Consider the following 19,101-nt stretch of genomic DNA (forward strand, 5'->3'; position numbering starts at 1 on the left):
GCCTCCCCCCGATGCACATCCCCCACGATCCCTGCGTCCGCGTCCGTGGCGCCCGTGAGCACAACCTCAAGGGCGTCGACGTGGACGTCCCCCGGGACGTGCTGGCCGTCTTCACCGGTGTGTCCGGCTCGGGAAAGTCGTCCCTGGCGTTCGGCACCATCTACGCCGAGGCCCAGCGTCGCTACTTCGAGTCGGTCGCCCCGTACGCGCGCAGGCTGATCCACCAGGTGGGGGCGCCGAAGGTCGGTGAGATCAGCGGGCTGCCGCCGGCGGTCTCGCTCCAGCAGCGCCGCTCGGCCCCGACCTCCCGTTCCTCGGTCGGGACGCTCACCAACCTCTCCAACTCCCTGCGCATGCTCTTCTCGCGTGCCGGGGACTATCCGCCCGGCGCGGAACGGCTCGATTCCGACGCGTTCTCCCCCAACACGGCGGTGGGTGCCTGCCCGGAGTGCCACGGCCTCGGCCGGGTCCACCGGACGACCGAGGAGTCGCTGGTCCCCGACCCGTCGCTGTCCATCCGGGAGGGCGCGATCGCCGCCTGGCCCGGAGCCTGGCAGGGCAAGAACCTGCGGGACGTCCTGGACGCGCTCGGCCACGACGTGGACCGGCCCTGGCGTGAACTGCCCGCCGGGGAACGCGAGTGGATCCTCTTCACGGACGAGCAGCCGGTGGTCACCGTGCACCCCGTCCGGGACGCCGACCGCATCCAACGGCCCTACCAGGGCACGTACATGAGCGCCCGCCGATACGTCATGAAGACCTTCTCGGACTCCAGGAGCCCGGCGCTGCGGGCGAAGGCGGAGCGGTTCCTGACGAGTGCGCCCTGTCCGGTGTGCGGAGGCAGCAGACTGCGGCCCGAGGCACTCGCCGTGACCTTCGGGGGCCGTACGATCGCCGATCTGGCGGCCGTTCCCCTGACCGAGCTCGCCGGGCTGCTCGACGGCTCCTCGACGGAGACCGCGCGGGTGCTCACCGAGGATCTCACCGCCCGTATCGCCCCGGTCGCCGAACTCGGCCTCGGCTACCTGAGCCTGGACCGGGCGACCCCCACACTCTCCGCGGGCGAACTCCAACGCCTGCGCCTGGCGACGCAGTTGCGCTCCGGGCTCTTCGGTGTCGTCTACGTCCTGGACGAACCGTCGGCCGGTCTGCACCCGGCGGACACGGAGGCGCTGCTGACGGTGCTGGCGCGGCTGAAGCAGGCCGGGAACTCGGTGTTCGTCGTGGAGCACCACCTGGACGTGGTGCGCGGCGCCGACTGGCTGGTGGAGGTGGGCCCGGGCGCCGGCGAGCACGGCGGGCGGGTGCTGCACAGCGGGCCGGTGGCGCAGCTGGCCGGCGTCGCGGAGTCCGCCACCGCCCGCTACCTGTTCGCGGCGGAGCCCGCCCCGGCCCGCCGGCCGCGCGCTGCCGCCGGGTGGCTGCGGGTCGGTCCGGTCACCCGGCACAACCTGCGGGCGGTCACCGCCCGGTTCCCGCTCGGTGTCCTCACCGCCGTCACCGGAGTGTCCGGCTCGGGCAAGTCGACGCTGATCGGCGAGATCACCGAGGAACTGGACGGCGTCGGCCGCCTGGTCTTCGTCGACCAGAAGCCGATCGGCCGTACCCCGCGCTCCAACCTGGCCACCTACACCGGCCTGTTCGACGTCGTACGGAAGGTGTTCGCGGCCACCGACGAAGCGCGGGAGCGCGGCTTCGGCGCGGGGCGGTTCTCCTTCAACGTGGCCGGAGGGCGCTGCGAGACCTGCCAGGGCGAGGGTTTCGTCAGTGTGGAGCTGCTGTTCCTGCCCAGCACCTACGCGCCCTGCCCGGACTGCGGCGGGGCCCGCTACAACCCCGGGACGCTCGAAGTGCCCTACCGGGGGCGGAACATCGCCGAAGTGCTCGACCTGACCGTGGAGAGCGCCGCGGAATTCTTCGCGGACACCCCGGCGGTGGCGCGCAGTCTGGGAACCCTGCTCGACGTGGGGCTCGGCTATCTGCGACTGGGCCAGCCCGCGACGGAGCTGTCCGGTGGCGAGGCCCAACGGATCAAGCTGGCCAGTGAGCTGCAGCGCGGGCGGCGCGGACACACCCTGTACCTCCTCGACGAGCCGACGACGGGCCTGCATCCGGCCGATGTCGAGGTGCTGATGCGTCAGTTGCACGGACTGGTGGACGCCGGGCACACGGTCGTGGTGGTCGAGCACGACATGGCGGTGGTGGCGGGCGCGGACTGGGTGATCGACCTGGGGCCGGGCGGCGGGGACCGGGGCGGCCGGATCGTCGCGGCGGGCCCGCCGGCCGAGGTCGCGCGGGCCGGGGGCAGTGTCACCGCGCCCTATCTGTCCCGGTCCCTGCCCTGACGCTCCCCGGGAACGGTCGAGACCGCACCCGGGCTCCGGCCGCGTGCGCGGACCAGAACCTGTCCGGCGGATCAGGTCGCGCGAAGTCGACGGCGCCTCGCCGGCGCCGGTGAGCGGGGTCCGGTGCGTCCAAGGCGGAGGAGGGCGGCAAGGCGGTGCGGGCACGTGCCTGCCGAAGGCCGGGGGGACGTGGACAACCGACGACGACGCCGCTGGGGGTCCCCCGTCGGGGCATGGGCGTGGCAGACCCCGCGTCCGCGGGACGACCCACCCCACAGGCCCGGGGTCGTGTCCGCACAGTCCTGCCGTCCGCCCGGAGGCGGGCCCCGGGGCGTCCGGTGCGTGCTCCGGGGGCCCCGGCCGAAGGCTGGGGAGCGCCGGGTGCGGACCCTCGTACCGGGCGGGCGTACTCGGGTCAGTGCCCGGTGCGGCGAGTGGGGGCACCTCCCGCGCCCTTCAGACAGTGGGGCGTCCCGGCGTCACGAGGCAGACAGGACCGTGCGGACACGCCTGGGGCGTCGACTTGCCCAGGCTCCGCTGGGAGGCCGGCCACGGGACGCTCCTGCCGGGGCTCACCAGGGCCGCGTGGGTCCAGGCCGGCTCATGGGTCGCCGGCTGGGCGGCGCGGGCGAGGGCGCGACGGTCCGGGTGACTGCCGGCCGGTATCAGCGGCCGTATGTCCACCTCGGCCACCAGGCCACGGGTGGACACCACGCGCCACACGGAGGCCAGCAGGGTGTCCTCGCCGACGTAGGCGGGCACGGTGCTCGCCTCGCCCGCCTCCAGCCGGTAGTGCAGCCGCACCGGCTGCACGGGGGCGCCGGCGTCCAGGGCGGCCTGGAACACGGCCCGGCGGAACCGGCCCTGGGCCCGGCCGCACCAGGTGCTGCCCTCGGGGAAGGCGACCACCGCGGCGCCCTCCCGCAGCGCGCCGGAGATCCGGCCGACCGTGTCCGGCAGCGCGCGCAGCCGGTCCCGGTCGATGAACAGCGCCCCGGCGCCGGCCACCAGCGCGCCGGCCACCGGCCAGTCGCGGATCTCCTTCTTGGCGAGCATCCGAGCGGGCCGTACGGCGGCGAGCAGCGGGATGTCCATCCAGGAGATGTGGTTGGCGACGAGCAGCACCCCGCCGGTGGCCGGGGCACGGCCGGTGGTCCGGATCCGGACCCCGGCGGCCAGGACGACCAGCCGGGAGAACCGCCGCACCCACGCGGTGGGGATCCGCCCGCCGAGCGGGAGCAGCACGACGGCGACGACGATCAGCGCCAGGACCGCGGTGAACCGCAGCACGGCGCGCGGCAGGGCCGCGAGGGACCTCGCGGACTCCACGCAGGCGCCGGGGGTGCACGGCGCGCTGGGCAGCCAGACGCTCATCAGGCCGGGACGAGCGAGAGGAAGTGCCGCAGATAGCGCGCGTTGACCCGGCGCATCGACAGCAGGACGTACATGTCGGCGACCCCGAAGTCGGGGTCGTGCGCGGGCTCGCCGCACACCCAGGCGCCGAGCCGCAGATAGCCGCGGAGCAGCGCGGGCAGTTCGGCGCGGCCCTCCGGGGCCGGGCCCTCGGGCACCCAGGGGCGCAGCGGTCGTACCCGCAGCTCCTCCGGGGCCAGGTGCTTGGCCTGCACCCGCTCCCAGGTGGCGGCCGCGAGGGCGCCGCCGTCGGCGAGCGGGACGGAGCAGCAGCCGGCCAGCCACTCGTGGCCGCGGTCCACCATGTACCGGGCTATGCCGGCCCAGATGAGGCCGATCACGGCGCCGTCGCGGTGGGCGGGGTGCACGCAGGAGCGGCCGACCTCGACCAGGTTGGGGCGGATGCCGGCGAGCGGACCGAGGTCGAACTCGCCCTCGGAGTAGAGACGGCCGGCGACGGCGGCGCGCTCGGGCGGCAGCAGTCGGTAGGTGCCGACGACCTCGCCGGTCAGGGCTTCCCGGATCAGGAGGTGGTCGCAGAACGCGTCGAAGGCGTCCACGTCCAGACCCGGTTCCGGCCCGTCGAGCCGGGCGCCCATCTCTCCGGCGAACACCTGGTAGCGCAGTCGCTGCGCGGCGCGGACGTCGTCCTCGTCGCGGGCGAGCTGTACCAGATAGCCGGAGTCCCCGGTCGGGGCGGCGAGAGCAGGGGGTGAGGCGGGCATGGCGGTCATGGAGGTCTCCTGCGCCGAGCGGTAGCTGAGGAAATCTGCACCTGCTTTCTTCCTTGGCAGGCTGGACTCGGCGTGACGTGCGCGGGACCCGGGGATGTGCGGCTGCTGAATGCCGGGATTCGGGGGGTGACTCACCCCCGCGCGTGTCCTGATGGACGCGCTGAGGCAACGCTACCGTGACCCGGACGGGCCGTTGCGCGCCCTTGGCACCACGGTCGGTGAACGCCGAAACGGGGCCGGGGAGCACCGGCCCCGGCCCCGCTCGTCCGCGCTTGTCGGCGAACGTTCATGTACGCGCCTCCTGCGGCGCTACCGCTTCCCGGCCTTCCGGGTGGCCCGCAGCCACTCCTTGTTCATACTGGTGATGGACACCAGCGGAATGCCCTTCGGGCAGGCGGTCGCGCATTCTCCCGTCAGCGTGCAGCCGCCGAAGCCCTCGTCGTCCATCTGCGCCACCATGTCCAGCACCCGCGTCTCCCGCTCGGGTGCCCCCTGCGGCAGCACGTTCAGGTGGTTGATCTTGGCCGAGGTGAACAGCATCGCGGCCCCGTTCGGGCAGGCCGCCACGCAGGCCCCGCATCCGATGCACTCCGCGTGCTCGAAGGCGAAGTCGGCGTCGGCCTTCGGGACCGCGGTGGCGTGCGCCTCCGGCGCGGCGCCGGTCGGCGCGGTGATGTAGCCGCCGGCCTGGATGATCCGGTCGAACGCCGACCGGTCCACCACCAGGTCCTTGATCACCGGGAAGGCGGAGGCCCGCCACGGCTCGATGTCGATCGTGTCGCCGTCCTTGAAGGACCGCATGTGCAGCTGACAGGTGGTGGTGCGCTCCGGGCCGTGCGCGTCCCCGTTGATCACCAGGGAACAGGCGCCGCAGATCCCCTCACGGCAGTCGTGGTCGAAGGCGACCGGGTCCTCGCCGCGCAGGATGAGTTCCTCGTTGAGGGTGTCGAGCATCTCCAGGAAGGACATGTCCGACGAGATGCCGTCCACCTCGTAGGTGGACATCGCGCCGTCGGCGTCGGCGTTCTTCTGCCGCCAGACGCGCAGGGTGAGCCTCATGCGTAGCTCCGCTGGGTGGGGTGGACGTACTCGAAGACCAGGTCTTCCCTGTGCAGCACGGGGGCGTCCCCGGTGCCGGTGAACTCCCAGGCGGCCGCGTAGGAGAACTCGTCGTCCCGGCGGGCGGCCTCGCCGTCCGGGGTCTGGGACTCCTCCCGGAAGTGGCCGCCGCAGGACTCGGCGCGGTGCAACGCGTCGAGGCACATCAGCTCGGCCAGCTCCAGGTAGTCGACGATGCGGTTGGCCTTCTCCAGGGACTGGTTGAACTCCTCGCCGGTTCCCGGCACCTTGATCCGGCGCCAGAACTCCTCCCGGATCTGCGGGATGCGCTCCAGCGCCTTGCGCAGTCCCGCGTCGGTGCGGGCCATGCCGCAGAACTCCCACATCAGTTCGCCGAGTTCACGGTGGAAGGAGTCCGGGGTGCGGTCACCGTCGACGGACAGCAGCAGGTTCAGCCGGTCCTCGGTCTCGGCGAGCACCTCCTGGACGACGGGGTGGCCGTCGGTCACCGCCTCCTGGTGGGGGTTGCGGGCCAGGTAGTCGTTGATGGTGGCCGGCAGGACGAAGTAGCCGTCGGCCAGGCCCTGCATCAGCGCGCTCGCGCCGAGCCGGTTCGCCCCGTGGTCGGAGAAGTTGGCCTCACCGACCGCGAACAGCCCGGGCACGGTGGTCTGGAGGTCGTAGTCGACCCACAGGCCGCCCATCGTGTAGTGCACGGCCGGGTAGATCCGCATCGGCACCTGGTACGGGTCCTCGTCGGTGATCCGCTGGTACATGTCGAAGAGGTTGCCGTACTTGGCCTCGACGGCCCCCCGCCCCATCCGCGCGATGGCGTCGGCGAAGTCGAGGTAGACGCCCTGCCCGCCGGGGCCGACGCCGCGTCCCTCGTCGCAGACGTTCTTCGCGGCGCGGGAGGCGATGTCGCGCGGGACCAGGTTGCCGAAGGACGGGTAGATGCGCTCCAGGTAGTAGTCGCGCTCGTCCTCGGGGATCTGGTGCGCGGGCCGGGTGTCGCCCTTGGCCTTGGGCACCCAGATGCGGCCGTCGTTGCGCAGCGACTCGCTCATCAGGGTGAGCTTGGACTGGTGGTCGCCGGTGCGCGGGATGCAGGTGGGGTGGATCTGGGTGAAGCACGGGTTGGCGAAGTACGCGCCGCGCCGGTGCGCCCGCCAGACGGCGGTGGCGTTGGAGTTCATGGCGTTCGTCGACAGGTAGAAGACGTTGCCGTAGCCGCCGCTCGCCAGGACGACGGCGTCCGCGAAGTAGGTGTCGATCTTCCCGGTGATCAGGTCGCGCGCCACGATCCCGCGGGCCCGTCCGTCGACCACGATGACGTCGAGCATCTCGGTCCGCGGGTGCATCTCCACGTTGCCGGCGGCGATCTGCCGGCTCAGCGCCTGGTAGGCGCCGAGGAGCAGCTGCTGGCCCGTCTGCCCGCGGGCGTAGAAGGTGCGGGAGACCTGGACGCCGCCGAAGGACCGGGTGTCGAGCAGGCCGCCGTACTCCCGTGCGAACGGTACGCCCTGCGCCACGCACTGGTCGATGATCTCGACGGAGATCTGCGCGAGGCGGTGGACGTTGGACTCCCGGGCCCGGAAGTCGCCGCCCTTGACGGTGTCGTAGAACAGCCGGTGGACGGAGTCGCCGTCGTTGCGGTAGTTCTTCGCCGCGTTGATCCCGCCCTGCGCGGCGATGGAGTGCGCGCGGCGCGGGGAGTCCTGGTAGCAGAACTGCACGACGTGGTAGCCCTGTTCGGCGAGCGTGGCACCGGCGGAACCGCCCGCGAGACCGGTGCCGACGACGATCACGGTGTGCTTGCGCCGGTTGGCGGGGTTGACCAGCTTGGCCTCGAAACGGCGCTTGTCCCAGCGCTCGTGGACCGGTCCGGAGGGTGCCTTGCCGTCGGTGACGGGCTCGCCGGTGGTGTAGTTCACGTAGTCGGTCATGTTCAGCTCACCACTCCGGTCATGACTCCCACGGGTACGGCGATGAAGCCGGCCGTGAGCAGCAGTGCGAGGACGTCGGCCGTGGCCTTGAGGAAGCGGTCGCGGGTGCGGCTGCCGACGCCGAGGGTCTGGGCGGCGCTCCAGAAGCCGTGCCGGACGTGCAGCCCGAGCGCGAGCATCGCGACGATGTAGATGACGTTGCCGTACCAGGTGGAGAAGGTGTCCACGACGTTCTGGTACGGGTGGCCCTCCTGGAAGCCGCCGGAGTGCACGGTGCCGGTGGTCAGGTCCAGGATGTGCCAGACGATGAACAGGGCGAGGATGATCCCGCCCCAGCGCATGGTGCGGGTGGCGTAGGTGGCCCGGGGCTTGCCGTGCACGTACTTGGTGGGGCGCGCCCTGATGTCCCGGCGGCTGAGCTGGTACGCGGACGTGGCGTGGGCGACCACGGCGACGACCAGGGCGACCCGGATGAGCCAGAGCGTCCACTCGTAGTGCATGAAGGGTTCGCCCACGGTGCGCAGCCAGTGGGCGTAGTGGTTGAACTCGCCCGCGCCGAAGAAGATCTTCAGGTTCCCGATCACGTGCGCGACCAGGTACAGCAGCATGACCACGCCGCTGACGGCCATCACGGTCTTCTTGCCGACGGAGCTGTCCCACATCGTGCGTGCCATGGACGGCCGTCGGTCCGTCCGCGTTGCCAGAGCCATGGCGACGACGGTAGGGCCGGACCAGCCGATCGGTCCAAGACATGGTCCACCTTGATTCCATAGCCTGGAGCTATCGTTTCGTCATGCAGTTCCAACAGCTTCAGTACTTCGTCGCCGTGGCGGAGACCCGGCACTTCACCCGGGCCGCCGAGCTGGTCCATGTCGCGCAGCCCTCGCTGTCCCAGCAGATCAAGGCGCTGGAGCGGGAGCTGGGGGCGGACCTGTTCCTGCGAGCCCGGGGCAACATCACGCTCACCGACGCGGGTGAGGCGCTGCTGCCGCTGGCCCGGCGGATCCTCGCGGACGCGGACACCGCCCGGCACGAGGTGCAGGAGCTGGTGCAGCTGCGCAGCGGACGGGTACGGCTCGGGGCGACACCGAGTCTGTGCACCGGGCTGGTGCCGGACGTGCTGCGGGCCTTCCATGACCGCTACCCCGGCATCCAGCTGCTGGTCGAGGAGAGCGGCTCCCACGACCTGGTACGGGAGCTGGCGCGCGGGGCGCTGGACCTGGCGCTGATCGTGCTGCCGCTGCCGCCGGCCTCACCCGCGCTGACCACGGTGGAGCTGCTGCGGGAGGACCTGGTGGTGGTGTCCTCACCGGAGGCGAGGGCCCCCGGGCGGGGGCGGGGCGGGGTACAGATCTCCGACCTGGAGGGGGAACGGCTGGTGATGTTCCGGCACGGGTACGACCTGCGGGAACTGACCGTCGCGGCCTGCCGCTCCGCCGGGTTCGAGCCGAGTTTCGCCGTGGAGGGCGGCGAGATGGACGCGGTGCTGGGATTCGTGCGGGCCGGGCTGGGGGTGGCCGTGGTCCCTCGGATGGTCGCCGCTCGGTCGGGACGGGGGCTGCGGGTGACTCCGTTGGCCCGGCCGGGGCTGCACCGGACCATCGCCCTGGCTCACCGCAGTGACGTGGCCCCGCCGCGGGCCGCGCGGGAGCTGCAGAGGATGCTCCTGGAGAGGTGAACGCACCCGCGCCGTCGTGGCAGATCGCCGTGAGGGGCGCCGGGGGTACCCCGGCGCCCCTCACGGCATCGCGGCCCCGGCCGTCGACAGCTCAGCCCGTCGCGTCCACCAGGGCCAGGTCGTGCAGCCGCTCCGGGGGGCCCGGGCGGGCGTAGTACCAGCCCTGGGCCGTGTCGCAGCCCAGTATCCGCAGCTGCTCGGCCTGGGCGCCCGTCTCCACGCCCTCCACCGTGACCGCGAGGTCCAGGCTGTGGGCCAGGGAGACGATGCCCTCCACGATCTTGAGGTCGACCGGGTCCGCCGGGAACTGCTGCATGCTCTGGGTGAAGGAACGGTCCAGCTTGAGGATGCTCACCGGCAGACGGCGGAGGTTGGCGAGGTTGGAGTAGCCCGTGCCGAAGTCGTCCAGGGCGATGTCGACGCCCATCTCGGCAAGCCGGCGCAGGGGTTTGAGGAGATCGTCATCGGCGCCGATCAGGGCCGACTCGGTGACCTCCAGGCAGAGGGCGTCGGCGGCCACGCCCGCACGCTCCAGGATGTCCACCGTGTCCTGGACCAGTCCGGGGTGGGTGAGCTGGCACGGTGACAGGTTGACGTTGATCCGCAGCGGGCCGGCGCCGTCGTGCTCGCCGTAGCGCTCCCGCCATTCGCGGGCCTGCCGGATCGACTCCTCCAGGACCCAGCGGCCCAACGGCACGATCAGGCCGGTGTGTTCGGCGAGCGGGATGAACCGGTCCGGGCCGAGGACGCCGTGCTGCGGGTGCAGCCAGCGCACCAGCGCCTCGGCGCCGCGCACGCTGCCGTCGCCCAGATGCACCAGCGGCTGGTACTCGATGAAGAACTCACCCCGGTCCAGGGCGGCCGGGAGCGCGGTGGTCAGGCCGTGCCGGGTGATGGCGCGGGCGTCGGCCTCCGGATCGGCCAGCTCGAAGCGGTTGCCGCCCGCCGACTTGGCCCGGTACATCGTGATGTCGGCGCTGCGCAGCACCTCGGCCGGGGTGCGCTCGCCCGCCGGGCCCTCCACGATGCCGATCGAGCCGCGGACCATGAGTTCGCGGCCGTCGATGCTGATCGGGGTGACGAGCGCGTTCATGATGCGGTCGGCGAGGTCGTCGACCTCGCGCTGGGTGGCCGGTCCGGTGGTCAGCGCCACGAACTCGTCGCCGCCGAGCCGGGCGACCATCTCGCCGGGTGCGGTCGCGCAGGACTGCAGCCGGTCGGCGACCTCCACCAGCAGTCGGTCGCCCGCCGAGTGGCCGAGGCTGTCGTTGATGGTCTTGAAGCCGTCCAGGTCGAGGTAGCACAGCCCGAAGCGCTGGCCCTCACCGGCGGCCAGGGCCTTCTCCAGGCGCTCGAAGAACAGCGTGCGGTTGGGCAGGCCGGTGAGCGCGTCGTGGGTGGCCTCGTAGCGCAGCCGCAGGTTGAGCAGCCGGCGCTCGGTGGTGTCCTCCATGAGGGCCAGCTGGTACTGCGGTTCGCCGTCCGCGTCCCGGAGCAGGGAGACCGTCAGGTTGGTCCACAGGACCGTGCCGTCGGAGCGGTTGAACGCCTTCTCGACGTGGTAGTGCTCGCGGTCGCCCCGGACCAGTTCCTCGTAGAGCCGCCAGGTCTGGGGCGCGTCCTCGGGATGCGCCCACTCCATGACCTTGCGGCCGCGCAGTGTCTGTTCGGAGCCGCCGAACATGCGCAGCAGCGCGCCGTTGACCTGGAGGACGTTGCCCTCCAGGTCGGCGATGCAGATTCCTATCGCCGCGCCCTCGAAGACGGCGCGGAAGCGCGCCTCGCTGGCGTGCAGCGCCTGCGCGACCACGCCCTGGGCCCGCAACGCGGCCTGCGCGATGGCCTCCTGCTCGGCGAGCGTGCGCTCGCGCAGCGCCTGGGCGAACCCGGCGGCCATCGCGTGCTGGATCCGCGAGGAACGCATCCGCAGTTCGTCCTGGGGGCCGTCCCCGCCGCAGTACAGCGCGAGGTAGGCGTCGACGCAGTCGAGGGTGCGGGTGAGTGCCTCGGGGTCGGTGCAGTGAGCGTCGATCAGCGCCGCCCCCACCTGCCGGGCCTCCTCGGCCTCGAAGCCGTGCGCCAGCAGCACCTCGCTCAACCTGCGCGCCAGCGGCAGGAGTTGTTCCTCGAACTCGGGCCGGGTCAGGGACGTCGAGGTGACCGGGAAGACCGCCCGGCTCCAGATCGTCGCGAACCGGCGCAGTCTGTCCTCCGGGCCGTCCGGCTCCGCGCTCACGCCGTGATCCCCACGCCGGCGAATCCGGCGAAGGCATACGGATCCTCGTCCTCCGGCGCCGAATCCGGCCGCCAGTGCGGCATCGGCACCAATCCGGGTTCCACCATGTCGTACCCCTCGAAGAACCTGGCGATCTCGTCGCGCGAGCGCATGATGAGCGGGTTGCGGATGTCCTTGTACACGTCCACCGCGCTCTCGGCCCGCTCGGGTGGCAGCGGGATTCCCTCGTACGAGGCATGCGTGAGGATCAGCAGGCTGCCGGGCGCGAGTGCGTCACGCAGCTGTGCCACTGTCCCGTAGGGGTCGTCCGCGTCTTCCACGAAGTGCAGTATGGCAACGAGGAGCAGTGCCACTGGCCGATTCAGGTCGACAAGGCGCTCCACCTGAGGGCTCGACAGGATCTCCTGGGGCTTGCGGAGGTCCGCGGCGACCACGTCCGCCTTCTCGTTGCCCACGAGTACGGCCTGGCTGTGGGCCACGGCCACCGGGTCGTGGTCGACGTACACCACCTGCGCGCCGGGGTGCGCCGCCTGCGCCACCTCGTGGACGTTGCCGAAGGTCGGAATGCCGGAGCCGATGTCCAGGAACTGCTCGATGCCGGCGCCCACCGCGAAGCGCACGGCCCGCCGCATGAAGGCACGGTTGGCCTGCATGATCTTCGGCAGGCCCGGAAGGTACGTCATCGCCTTGCGGGCCGCTTCCCGGTCGACCTCGAAATTGTGCGAACCGCCCAGGTAGTAGTCGTAGATACGCGAAACACTCGGCACCGAGATGTCGATGCTCCGCGGGGCCCAGGCGGGACGCTCCATGTATCTCTCCAAGGCTGAGGCGATCCGGTGTTCGAGCAGAGGCTACTGATCGCCCGCGAACTGGGCGAGCAGAACCGGAAATTGACCGTCCGTTCCCGGTCATCACCTGGGAATTCAGCGTGCGCTTTGGGGGTGTTCGGGCATTCCGCCGGAAGCGGGTGCGATGCACACCACATCCAGGCGTCCCGCACGGCTCACGCACAGGAGAGACAAAGCACAGGAGCCCGCCCCCTCCGTGCGGTGCGGAGGGGGCGGGCGGTCGTGCGCCGTTGTGCCGTCGTCCGGGACTCTCGCCGGCCTCTGCCCTCCCTTCCGCGGTGCGCGAACGGGGACCTGGGCGGGGGCGATCAACCCTGGGGAGGTGATCCCCTACTTGCCGGGCGCGCCGACCAGCTTTCCTTCGGGCGAGACGGCGTACCACGTGCCGCCGACGCCCTGACCGTTGGTGTCCCCGGCCTTCGTGTCGCCGGAGAAGGTGTAGATGGGCCAGCAGTCGACCGTCATCTGCTTCTGGCCGTTGTCGGACCGGGCGAAGCCCATCAGGCCCTTCTTCTCGATGCCCTTGGTGTCGTTGGTGGCGACCTCCGCGACGGCCGGCCACTTGGCCAGGCAGTCACCGGTGCAGTTCGAGACGGACTTGGGCCACGCCTTGTCCTTGATGAAGCGGTAGACCGTCATACCGTTCTTGTCGACGATGATGTCACCGAGCTTGGCGTCCTTGCGGACGGAAAGACCGGGCAGGTCCGCCAGGGTGGCCTTCTTGCCGTCGGGGGCCGTCGCGAACCACTTGCCGCCCACACCCTGGCCGTTCACGTCACCGGCGTTGACGTCCTTGGCGTAGCGGTACATCGGCCAGCCGCCCACGGTCAGCTGCTTGGTGCCGTCGGTGCGCGTGACCTCGCCGAGCAGCGCCTTGTCGATGCCCTCACCGGCCGAGGCGTCATCCGCGGGCACCGGCGGCCAGGTGGTGGCGCAGCCGCCGTCGCAGTTCGACTTGGGGGGGTTGGCGGTGTCGGCGTCGAACCGGTAGAGGGTGAGACCGCTGCCGTCGGTCAGCACCTTGCCCAGATCGGGGTTGCTGGCAACGCTCACCTTGCCCGCGGGAGCGACCACGGCCGGAGAGCCGGAAGCCTGGCTGCCGTCCGCGCCGTAACCGTTGCCGGCGCCGGTGGAGGGGCTGGTCACACTGCCCACGTTGCCGACGCCGGCCGGGGCCGTGGCACCGACGTTCTGGGCCGCCGAGGACGGAGTGGTCACATTGTCCTGGCCGCATCCCGTCGTCAAAGCCAGCACGCCTGCGGCCGTGGCCACCAAAGAGGCGCTCCTCCAGGAGGTCTTCATCTTCAACTCCCCATAATCGCCTGGATATTGCAGCGCCTGTGCGCCGCCGCACGACACCAGGTACGGATGCCGGGGGCCGAAGTGTTCAACGGCCGCACAAATTTCTTCCCGGACACGGCGTCCTCGCCTCACGTCCCGCACGGACGTGCGCTTCGAGCCAAGTGACGGACCGTACGATTCAAACCGGTTTACGCCACCTGTCCCCCGTTCGGGCCAATCCCTCCCCACTCGGGCGTGCGACGGCACGCGACGCCTCATGATCTCCGTCGTGCATGCACCCGAAGCGACCCGACTCGCCCCCGTCCCGAAGGTGTTGGCCCTGCTGACACTGACCTGGACCCTGGTGGGCTGCCCGGTCGGCACGGCGTCGGCCGACGCCTGCGCCTATGCCTCCACGGGCCCCGACGGCACGTGGGCGGTGGCCGTCGCCGGCGACTCCTGGCCGACTCCCCCACCCTGCCCGCCTCCCGAGCCGCCACCGCCCTGCCCCACGCCCACGCCCACGCCATCACCGCCTCCGCCCCCGAAACCGACCCCCACGCCCAAGCCCGCTCCGAAGCCCAGGCCCACACCGAAACCCGCCCCGAAGCCACCGCCCCCCGCCCCGCCGGCCCCGGCGGCGGCCTCGAGGCCCGCGCCCGCCCCGCCACCGGCTCCGCGGCCCGAGCCGACGCCCACCCCGACCCCGCCGCCCAAGCCCACCCCGCGGCCCTCGCCGACCCCGGTGAGCTATCCGCCGTACCACATCCAGTCGACCGGGACGACGGCCCCGAACCGCACTTCTCCGGTCACCTACGTCCTGCTCATCGCCGTACCCGCCATCGTCGCCATCGCCGCGTTCCGCGCGCGCTGACGGCCGGCCCGCTGATTTCTGGAGGCTTCCGTTGCCGGATTGGCTTGTTCTCGTCCTCGCGATGCTCGCGGCCTGTGCCGTGGTGGTCGTCATCACCCTCGTACGGCACAAGAGGGCGGCCGATGACGAGGATCCCTCCGAGACCCCGGACGTCATCGAATACATGACCATGTGGATCGGCGTCATCTACGCCATCGTCCTCGGTCTGGCGGTGGCCGGGGTGTGGGAGGCCCGCAGCGCCGCCCAGGACCACGTCCAGGCGGAGGCGCAGGCACTGCACGAGATCTACGAACGGGTACGGGTGTACCCGCCCGACGCCCGCGACCGGATCCGGGCGGACGTCGAGGCCTACGCCCATCAGGTCGCCGACAGGGAGTGGAAGGAGATGGCCGACCACGGCCGTCTCACCCCGCGCGGTGCGGACCTGCTCGCGCGCATCCGTCAGGACGTCACCGACTACCAGCCGAAGACCGACTTCCAGGCGCAGGCCTACCAGCCGCTGGTGGACCAGGTCGCCGCTCTCGACCAGTCGCGCAGTGCCCGGGCCGACTCGACCGGGGCGACCATGCCGAGCGTGGTGTGGTTCGGGCTGCTGACCGGAGCCGTGGTCACCGTCGGCATGGTCTTCGCCCTTCAGATCAGGCGCACCCGCCGCGAACTGATCCTGGCGGGACTGTTCTCCGCGACCATCGCCTTCATGCTCTTCCTGATCTGGGACTTCGACGAACCGTACAGCCGGGGCATCACCGCGACCGCGCAGCCCTTCCTGAACCTCTTCCCGCACCTCAGGGGTTGAGGGGACCCGGACTCCGCAGGCCCGGACAGGACATCCGCGACGCGCCACGCCGCGGGTGTCCCCAGGACGGCCCACCGGCATCCCCCGTTCGCACTACTGCGTTCGCGCGCGTGTACGGACGTTCCTAGCGTTCCGAGTAGCGAGGTGCGTGTCCGGCACGAGCGGAACAGGTCCGCGGACAGCTCCTCGGGGACCGGAGGAACCAGCATGCACGCAATACGCCTCGCTTCGGCCGCGCTGCTCGGCATCGGAGCCCTCGTCCTGGGCGCGCCGGCCGCCCTCACGGACGACAAGGCCGACGGGGGCGGTGACAGCGGGCGGCAGGCCTCCTTCGGCGTCCACGTGACACCGTCCACCGTCTCGGCCGGCGGCCGGGTCAGTCTGCGGCTGGACCGCGGCGAGAGGTGCCGGGGCGCCGCGACGATCACTTCGGACGTGTTCGACACGGTCCGGATCCCGGAGGGACGGGACACGGTGGCGGCCACGGTAGACCCGGACGCCCGCTCACGGACGTCGTACCGGGTGACGGTCGACTGCGACGGGAGGACGGGGTCGGCCGAACTCAGCGTCGCGGGCAGCCAGTCGGCGGGAGATGGCCACAGCGGCACGGACGGCCAGTCCGGCGACCACACCGGGGACCGGTCGGACGAGCAGTCCGACGGCGGCGCCGACAGCGGTGTCGACGGGCGTACGGAACTCAGCCCGCAGCCCCTCCCGCCCGACCGGGGCGTACGGGCCGGTGCGGGCGGCAGCGTCGACGGGTTCGATCTCCAGGAGATCGGCCTCGGCGCCGCGCTCGTCATGGGCTCGGTCGGCACCGCGTACCGCATCGCGCGCCGACGGGCCGGCGAGACCGGTGACTGATCGCCTCCCGGCCCGCCGCCCGAGCGAGCGGGTCTTCGCCCCGCTCCCGCGCGGGGGCCGGGGCGAAGACGGCCCGCACCGGTCAGAACCGCTTCTCGTGCCGACGGCGCAGCCAGAACCCGCAGCCGGCCAGCACGGCCGCACCCACCAGCCCGCCGCCGATCGCCATGTCGGCCGGGGTGGCGCCGCTGGAGACACTGCCACCGAGGCCGCCCCTGACCCCGCCGAGCACATAGAACGCGTTCTGCCGGGTCAGGGTCCGCCCCCCGTTGCAGCGGACGGTCAGGTCGTACGGGCCCGGGCGGGCATCCCGTTCGATGGTGGCGACACCGCGCGCCATGTCCCCGCCGAAAGGGAACAGCGACGTCGTCCGGAAGGCGCGGGAGCTCATGGAGCCGCTGCGGCAGCCGTTCACGGTGACGGTGAGGCGGGCGCCGCTCATGATCGCCCTGGGCTGGGCGACGATGTCGCGCACCCCTTCTCCCCCGCAGTCGAAGCCGCCGTCGAACCGCCCCTCGTCCCCTCGGCCTCCGCCACCGCCACCGCCACCGCCTCCGCCACCGCCTCCGCCACCGCCGAACCCGTCGTCGCCCCGTCCGTCGAACCCGTCGCCGCCACGGCCGCCGGAGCCATTGCCGCCCCAGCCGCCGGAGCCATTGCCGCCCCAGCCGCCGGAGTCATTGCCGCCCCGCCCGCCGAAGCCCTCGCAGCCCCGCCCGCCGAAGCCGCCCCGCCCGAACCCGCCTCCGCCGAAGCCGTACCCGGGAACGACGACTCCGGGGATCGCCGCGATACCGGGGACGGCCCCCACCCCGACTCCTGGGGCGACACCGACGCCGGGCGCGACGCCGACGCCCGCCCCGGGGGCGACACCGGCCCCGGGGGCGACGCCCGTCCCACCGACGACCGGGGCCTGGGTGTTGGGCGGGCCGCCGGGATTGCCCAGGCCGTCGGCGACGGCCACGGGGGCGGCGGCGCCGAGAACGGCGACCACGGTGCACGCGGCCGCCAGCGCACGTGAGTTTCGCATCTCTTCCTCCGCGGAAGGCGCCCCGGGAACCGTCCCCGGTAGATCGGCGAGAAAGCACCTCCCGCATAGACCCTCAGATGCCTTGAACACGCCCGCATGTCGAGAATGGTCCGTCCTGGTGAGAAGACACGCCGAGCGAAAAGCACACAATCGGATATTGCCGCAGGTCACAGACCGTCAGAAAAATCCTGGGAACGGCAACTCGGATGGCGCACCGGAATGCGTGCGGGCCACCCGTTCGCCCGTTGCCCCGTCGCCGCACGCGCGTGCGGGACTTAGCGTTTTCCCATGCGCGCTGCGGACCTGCGCGCTACGGATTTCGCGGCGGCCGCGTCGAGAGGGGATGGCGAATGTCTGCGTCCGAACTTTCCGAGCTGGCCGAAGAGGAGGAACGGCGGCGCAAGCGTGCCCCCTGGGGGGTGATAGCGCTCGTTCTGCTGACCGGTCTGGCGCTCATCCGCAATGGTTCCGGGGAGTTCGACGTCGGTCCGCCGCAGCCGGCCTCGGCCGCCGCCCCGGACACCCGTAGCACGGTCCCGGACACCTTCGCCACCGCGCCCGCCTCGCTGCCGTACTCGGCGGCGAACAGGATCAGGATCCCCGCGATCCGTGTCGACGCTCCCGTGATGCCGGTGGGCCTGGACGCGGACGGCTGGGTCGCCGCGCCCCCGCCGGACGACCCGAATCTCGCCGGCTGGTTCACCGGGGGTGTCTCGCCCGGTGAGAAGGGCACGTCCGTGATCGTCGGCCATGTCGACAACACGAAGGGACCGGCGGTGTTCTACGGTCTCGGTTCGCTGAAGAAGGGCAACCGGATCGAGGTCGACCGCACCGACGGGAAGACCGCGGTGTTCGAGATCTACGGCATCGAGGTCTTCGCGAAGGCCGACTTCCCGGGCGACCGGGTCTACGGCTCCAAGGGCACAGCGGAGTTGCGGGTCATCACCTGCGGCGGCGGATTCTCGAAGCAGAACGGTTACGACGGGAACGTGGTGGTCTTCGCCCGCCTGGTCGAGGCCCGCTGACCCGGACCCGGCCGGGCGGCCCGGATCCGGGTCAGGTGCGGCGGCGCGGCGCCGTCAGGTGGTAGCCGTTGTCCAGCAGGAAGGGCAGATATTCCCGCAGGGCCTGGACGCTCTGTGAGCGGTCGCCCCCGGCGTCGTGGGAGAGCACCACGACGCCGGGGCCGGCGCCCTTCTCGATCGTGTCGACGATGGTGCGAGTGCCCGGGGTGGTCCAGTCGGTGCTGTCGACGGTCCAGGCCATGGGCTCCATGCCCATCTGGGCGCCGAGTTGGAAGGCCGCGCGGTTCCAGGCGCCGTAGGGGGCGCGGAACCACTGGGGGCGTTCGCCGTAGGTGTCCTCGATGGCGTCGCTGGTGCTCTCCATCTCGTCGCGGATCTCACGGCGGGTCAGGGTGGTCAGCAGCGGATGCGTCCACGTGTGGTTGCCCACGACATGGCCCTCGGTGGCCATCCGTGCCACCAGCTCCCGGTTCTCGACGATGCACTCCCCGCACAGGAAGAACGTCGCGTGCACGTCGTACTTGGCGAGGGTGTCCAGGATGTGCGGGGTGTAGGCCGGGTTGGGTCCGTCGTCGAAGGTGAGCATCATGCGCCGGCCGCTTCCCGGGACCCGCAGGATGGGTTGCCTGCGGACCTTGAGCTTGCGCGGCGCGGTGGGCGGCGGGCCGTATCCGGTGAGCGGCTGGAGCCGGAAGGCGGAGGACTTGAGCGCCTGCCGGGCCGGTGGTCCGGCGGCCGCGGCGACAGTGCCCGCCGCCTCCTCGCCGTCGCTCGCCAGCACGATTCCCGCGGTGCCCGCGGCACCCAGAGTGGCCGCTCCGGCGAGCAGAAGCCGGCGACGGGTGAACAACTGATCCTTCTGCATGACTCATCAGTCGCCCGGCCGGGCTTGGGCGCACCACTTAGACACCGGTGCGGCGGCACGAAAACACCCGCACGGACCAGCGCGCGGAGATTTCGGAAAGAAATGGT

General features: G+C 71.8%; 16 protein-coding genes. 6 read left to right on the forward strand and 10 right to left on the reverse strand.

Features of this window, described 5'->3' with window-relative positions:
* The first annotated feature begins 11 nt into the window (after window positions 1-11).
* Window positions 12-2,345 (forward strand): excinuclease ABC subunit UvrA, encoded by a 2,334-nt coding sequence (locus ACZ4O3_RS36975; RefSeq protein ID WP_362722390.1) that lies wholly within the window; start codon window positions 12-14, stop codon window positions 2,343-2,345.
* Window positions 2,346-2,801: 456 nt separating this feature from the next.
* On the opposite strand, the gene ACZ4O3_RS36980 is transcribed toward ACZ4O3_RS36975, so the two are convergent.
* The 5 genes from ACZ4O3_RS36980 to ACZ4O3_RS37000 form a co-directional block, all read right to left on the reverse strand.
* A complete protein-coding gene (locus tag ACZ4O3_RS36980) occupies window positions 2,802-3,719 on the reverse strand; it encodes a lysophospholipid acyltransferase family protein (RefSeq protein ID WP_467726555.1) in 918 nt (305 codons plus the stop codon).
* The gene (locus ACZ4O3_RS36985) at window positions 3,719-4,492 is read right to left on the reverse strand and encodes a GNAT family N-acetyltransferase (RefSeq protein WP_467726557.1); all 774 of its coding nucleotides are present in this window, start codon (window positions 4,490-4,492) and stop codon (window positions 3,719-3,721) included. Before ACZ4O3_RS36985 ends, ACZ4O3_RS36980 begins: the two co-directional genes overlap by 1 nt.
* A 309-nt stretch (window positions 4,493-4,801) precedes the next feature.
* Entirely contained in the window at window positions 4,802-5,551 is a 750-nt protein-coding gene (locus ACZ4O3_RS36990) for a succinate dehydrogenase/fumarate reductase iron-sulfur subunit (RefSeq protein ID WP_362723179.1), read from the reverse strand.
* Window positions 5,548-7,497 (reverse strand): fumarate reductase/succinate dehydrogenase flavoprotein subunit, encoded by a 1,950-nt coding sequence (locus ACZ4O3_RS36995; RefSeq protein ID WP_362723182.1) that lies wholly within the window; start codon window positions 7,495-7,497, stop codon window positions 5,548-5,550. The genes ACZ4O3_RS36990 and ACZ4O3_RS36995 overlap by 4 nt, the downstream gene beginning before the upstream one ends.
* Before the next feature lie 2 nt (window positions 7,498-7,499).
* Window positions 7,500-8,171 carry a succinate dehydrogenase gene (locus ACZ4O3_RS37000; protein ID WP_362723194.1) on the reverse strand — a complete coding sequence of 224 codons (672 nt, stop codon included), beginning with the start codon at window positions 8,169-8,171 and terminating at the stop codon, window positions 7,500-7,502.
* Between the two features lie 119 nt (window positions 8,172-8,290).
* Between ACZ4O3_RS37000 and ACZ4O3_RS37005 the strand changes: the two genes are divergently transcribed.
* Window positions 8,291-9,175, forward strand: coding sequence for a LysR family transcriptional regulator (locus ACZ4O3_RS37005; protein ID WP_362723185.1), 885 nt, complete (start codon window positions 8,291-8,293; stop codon window positions 9,173-9,175).
* A 91-nt stretch (window positions 9,176-9,266) separates the two neighbouring features.
* Here the strand turns inward: ACZ4O3_RS37005 and ACZ4O3_RS37010 are convergent, their stop codons facing one another.
* From ACZ4O3_RS37010 to ACZ4O3_RS37020, 3 genes are all read right to left on the reverse strand, one after another.
* Window positions 9,267-11,411, reverse strand: a complete 2,145-nt coding sequence (locus tag ACZ4O3_RS37010) for a putative bifunctional diguanylate cyclase/phosphodiesterase (RefSeq protein WP_467726559.1) — start codon at window positions 11,409-11,411, stop codon at window positions 9,267-9,269.
* Window positions 11,408-12,220 carry an SAM-dependent methyltransferase gene (locus tag ACZ4O3_RS37015; RefSeq protein ID WP_362729846.1) on the reverse strand — a complete coding sequence of 271 codons (813 nt, stop codon included), beginning with the start codon at window positions 12,218-12,220 and terminating at the stop codon, window positions 11,408-11,410. Before ACZ4O3_RS37015 ends, ACZ4O3_RS37010 begins: the two co-directional genes overlap by 4 nt.
* Before the next feature lie 369 nt (window positions 12,221-12,589).
* The gene (locus tag ACZ4O3_RS37020; RefSeq protein WP_362729844.1) at window positions 12,590-13,561 is read right to left on the reverse strand and encodes an SCO0930 family lipoprotein; all 972 of its coding nucleotides are present in this window, start codon (window positions 13,559-13,561) and stop codon (window positions 12,590-12,592) included.
* Window positions 13,562-14,285: 724 nt separating this feature from the next.
* Here ACZ4O3_RS37020 and ACZ4O3_RS37025 point away from each other — a divergent pair.
* From ACZ4O3_RS37025 to ACZ4O3_RS37035, 3 genes are all read left to right on the forward strand, one after another.
* Window positions 14,286-14,414, forward strand: a complete 129-nt coding sequence (locus ACZ4O3_RS37025; protein ID WP_362732327.1) for a hypothetical protein — start codon at window positions 14,286-14,288, stop codon at window positions 14,412-14,414.
* 31 nt (window positions 14,415-14,445) lie between these two features.
* Window positions 14,446-15,210: a bestrophin-like domain gene (locus ACZ4O3_RS37030; protein WP_362732325.1), complete on the forward strand. Its 765-nt coding sequence runs from the start codon at window positions 14,446-14,448 to the stop codon at window positions 15,208-15,210.
* Window positions 15,211-15,417: 207 nt separating this feature from the next.
* Window positions 15,418-16,074, forward strand: a complete 657-nt coding sequence (locus ACZ4O3_RS37035) for a hypothetical protein (protein WP_467726561.1) — start codon at window positions 15,418-15,420, stop codon at window positions 16,072-16,074.
* Window positions 16,075-16,156: 82 nt separating this feature from the next.
* Here ACZ4O3_RS37035 and ACZ4O3_RS37040 read toward each other — a convergent pair whose 3' ends face one another.
* The gene (locus ACZ4O3_RS37040) at window positions 16,157-17,104 is read right to left on the reverse strand and encodes a hypothetical protein (RefSeq protein WP_467726563.1); all 948 of its coding nucleotides are present in this window, start codon (window positions 17,102-17,104) and stop codon (window positions 16,157-16,159) included.
* A gap of 350 nt (window positions 17,105-17,454) precedes the next feature.
* On the opposite strand from ACZ4O3_RS37040, the gene ACZ4O3_RS37045 reads away from it, so the two are divergent.
* On the forward strand, window positions 17,455-18,129 hold the full coding sequence (locus tag ACZ4O3_RS37045; protein WP_362715399.1) for a class F sortase: 675 nt from the start codon (window positions 17,455-17,457) through the stop codon (window positions 18,127-18,129).
* A 31-nt stretch (window positions 18,130-18,160) separates the two neighbouring features.
* On the opposite strand, the gene ACZ4O3_RS37050 is transcribed toward ACZ4O3_RS37045, so the two are convergent.
* Window positions 18,161-18,994: a polysaccharide deacetylase family protein gene (locus ACZ4O3_RS37050; RefSeq protein ID WP_362715396.1), complete on the reverse strand. Its 834-nt coding sequence runs from the start codon at window positions 18,992-18,994 to the stop codon at window positions 18,161-18,163.
* Window positions 18,995-19,101 lie beyond the last annotated feature (107 nt).

Source organism: Streptomyces sp. NPDC026515 (genome assembly GCF_055567595.1).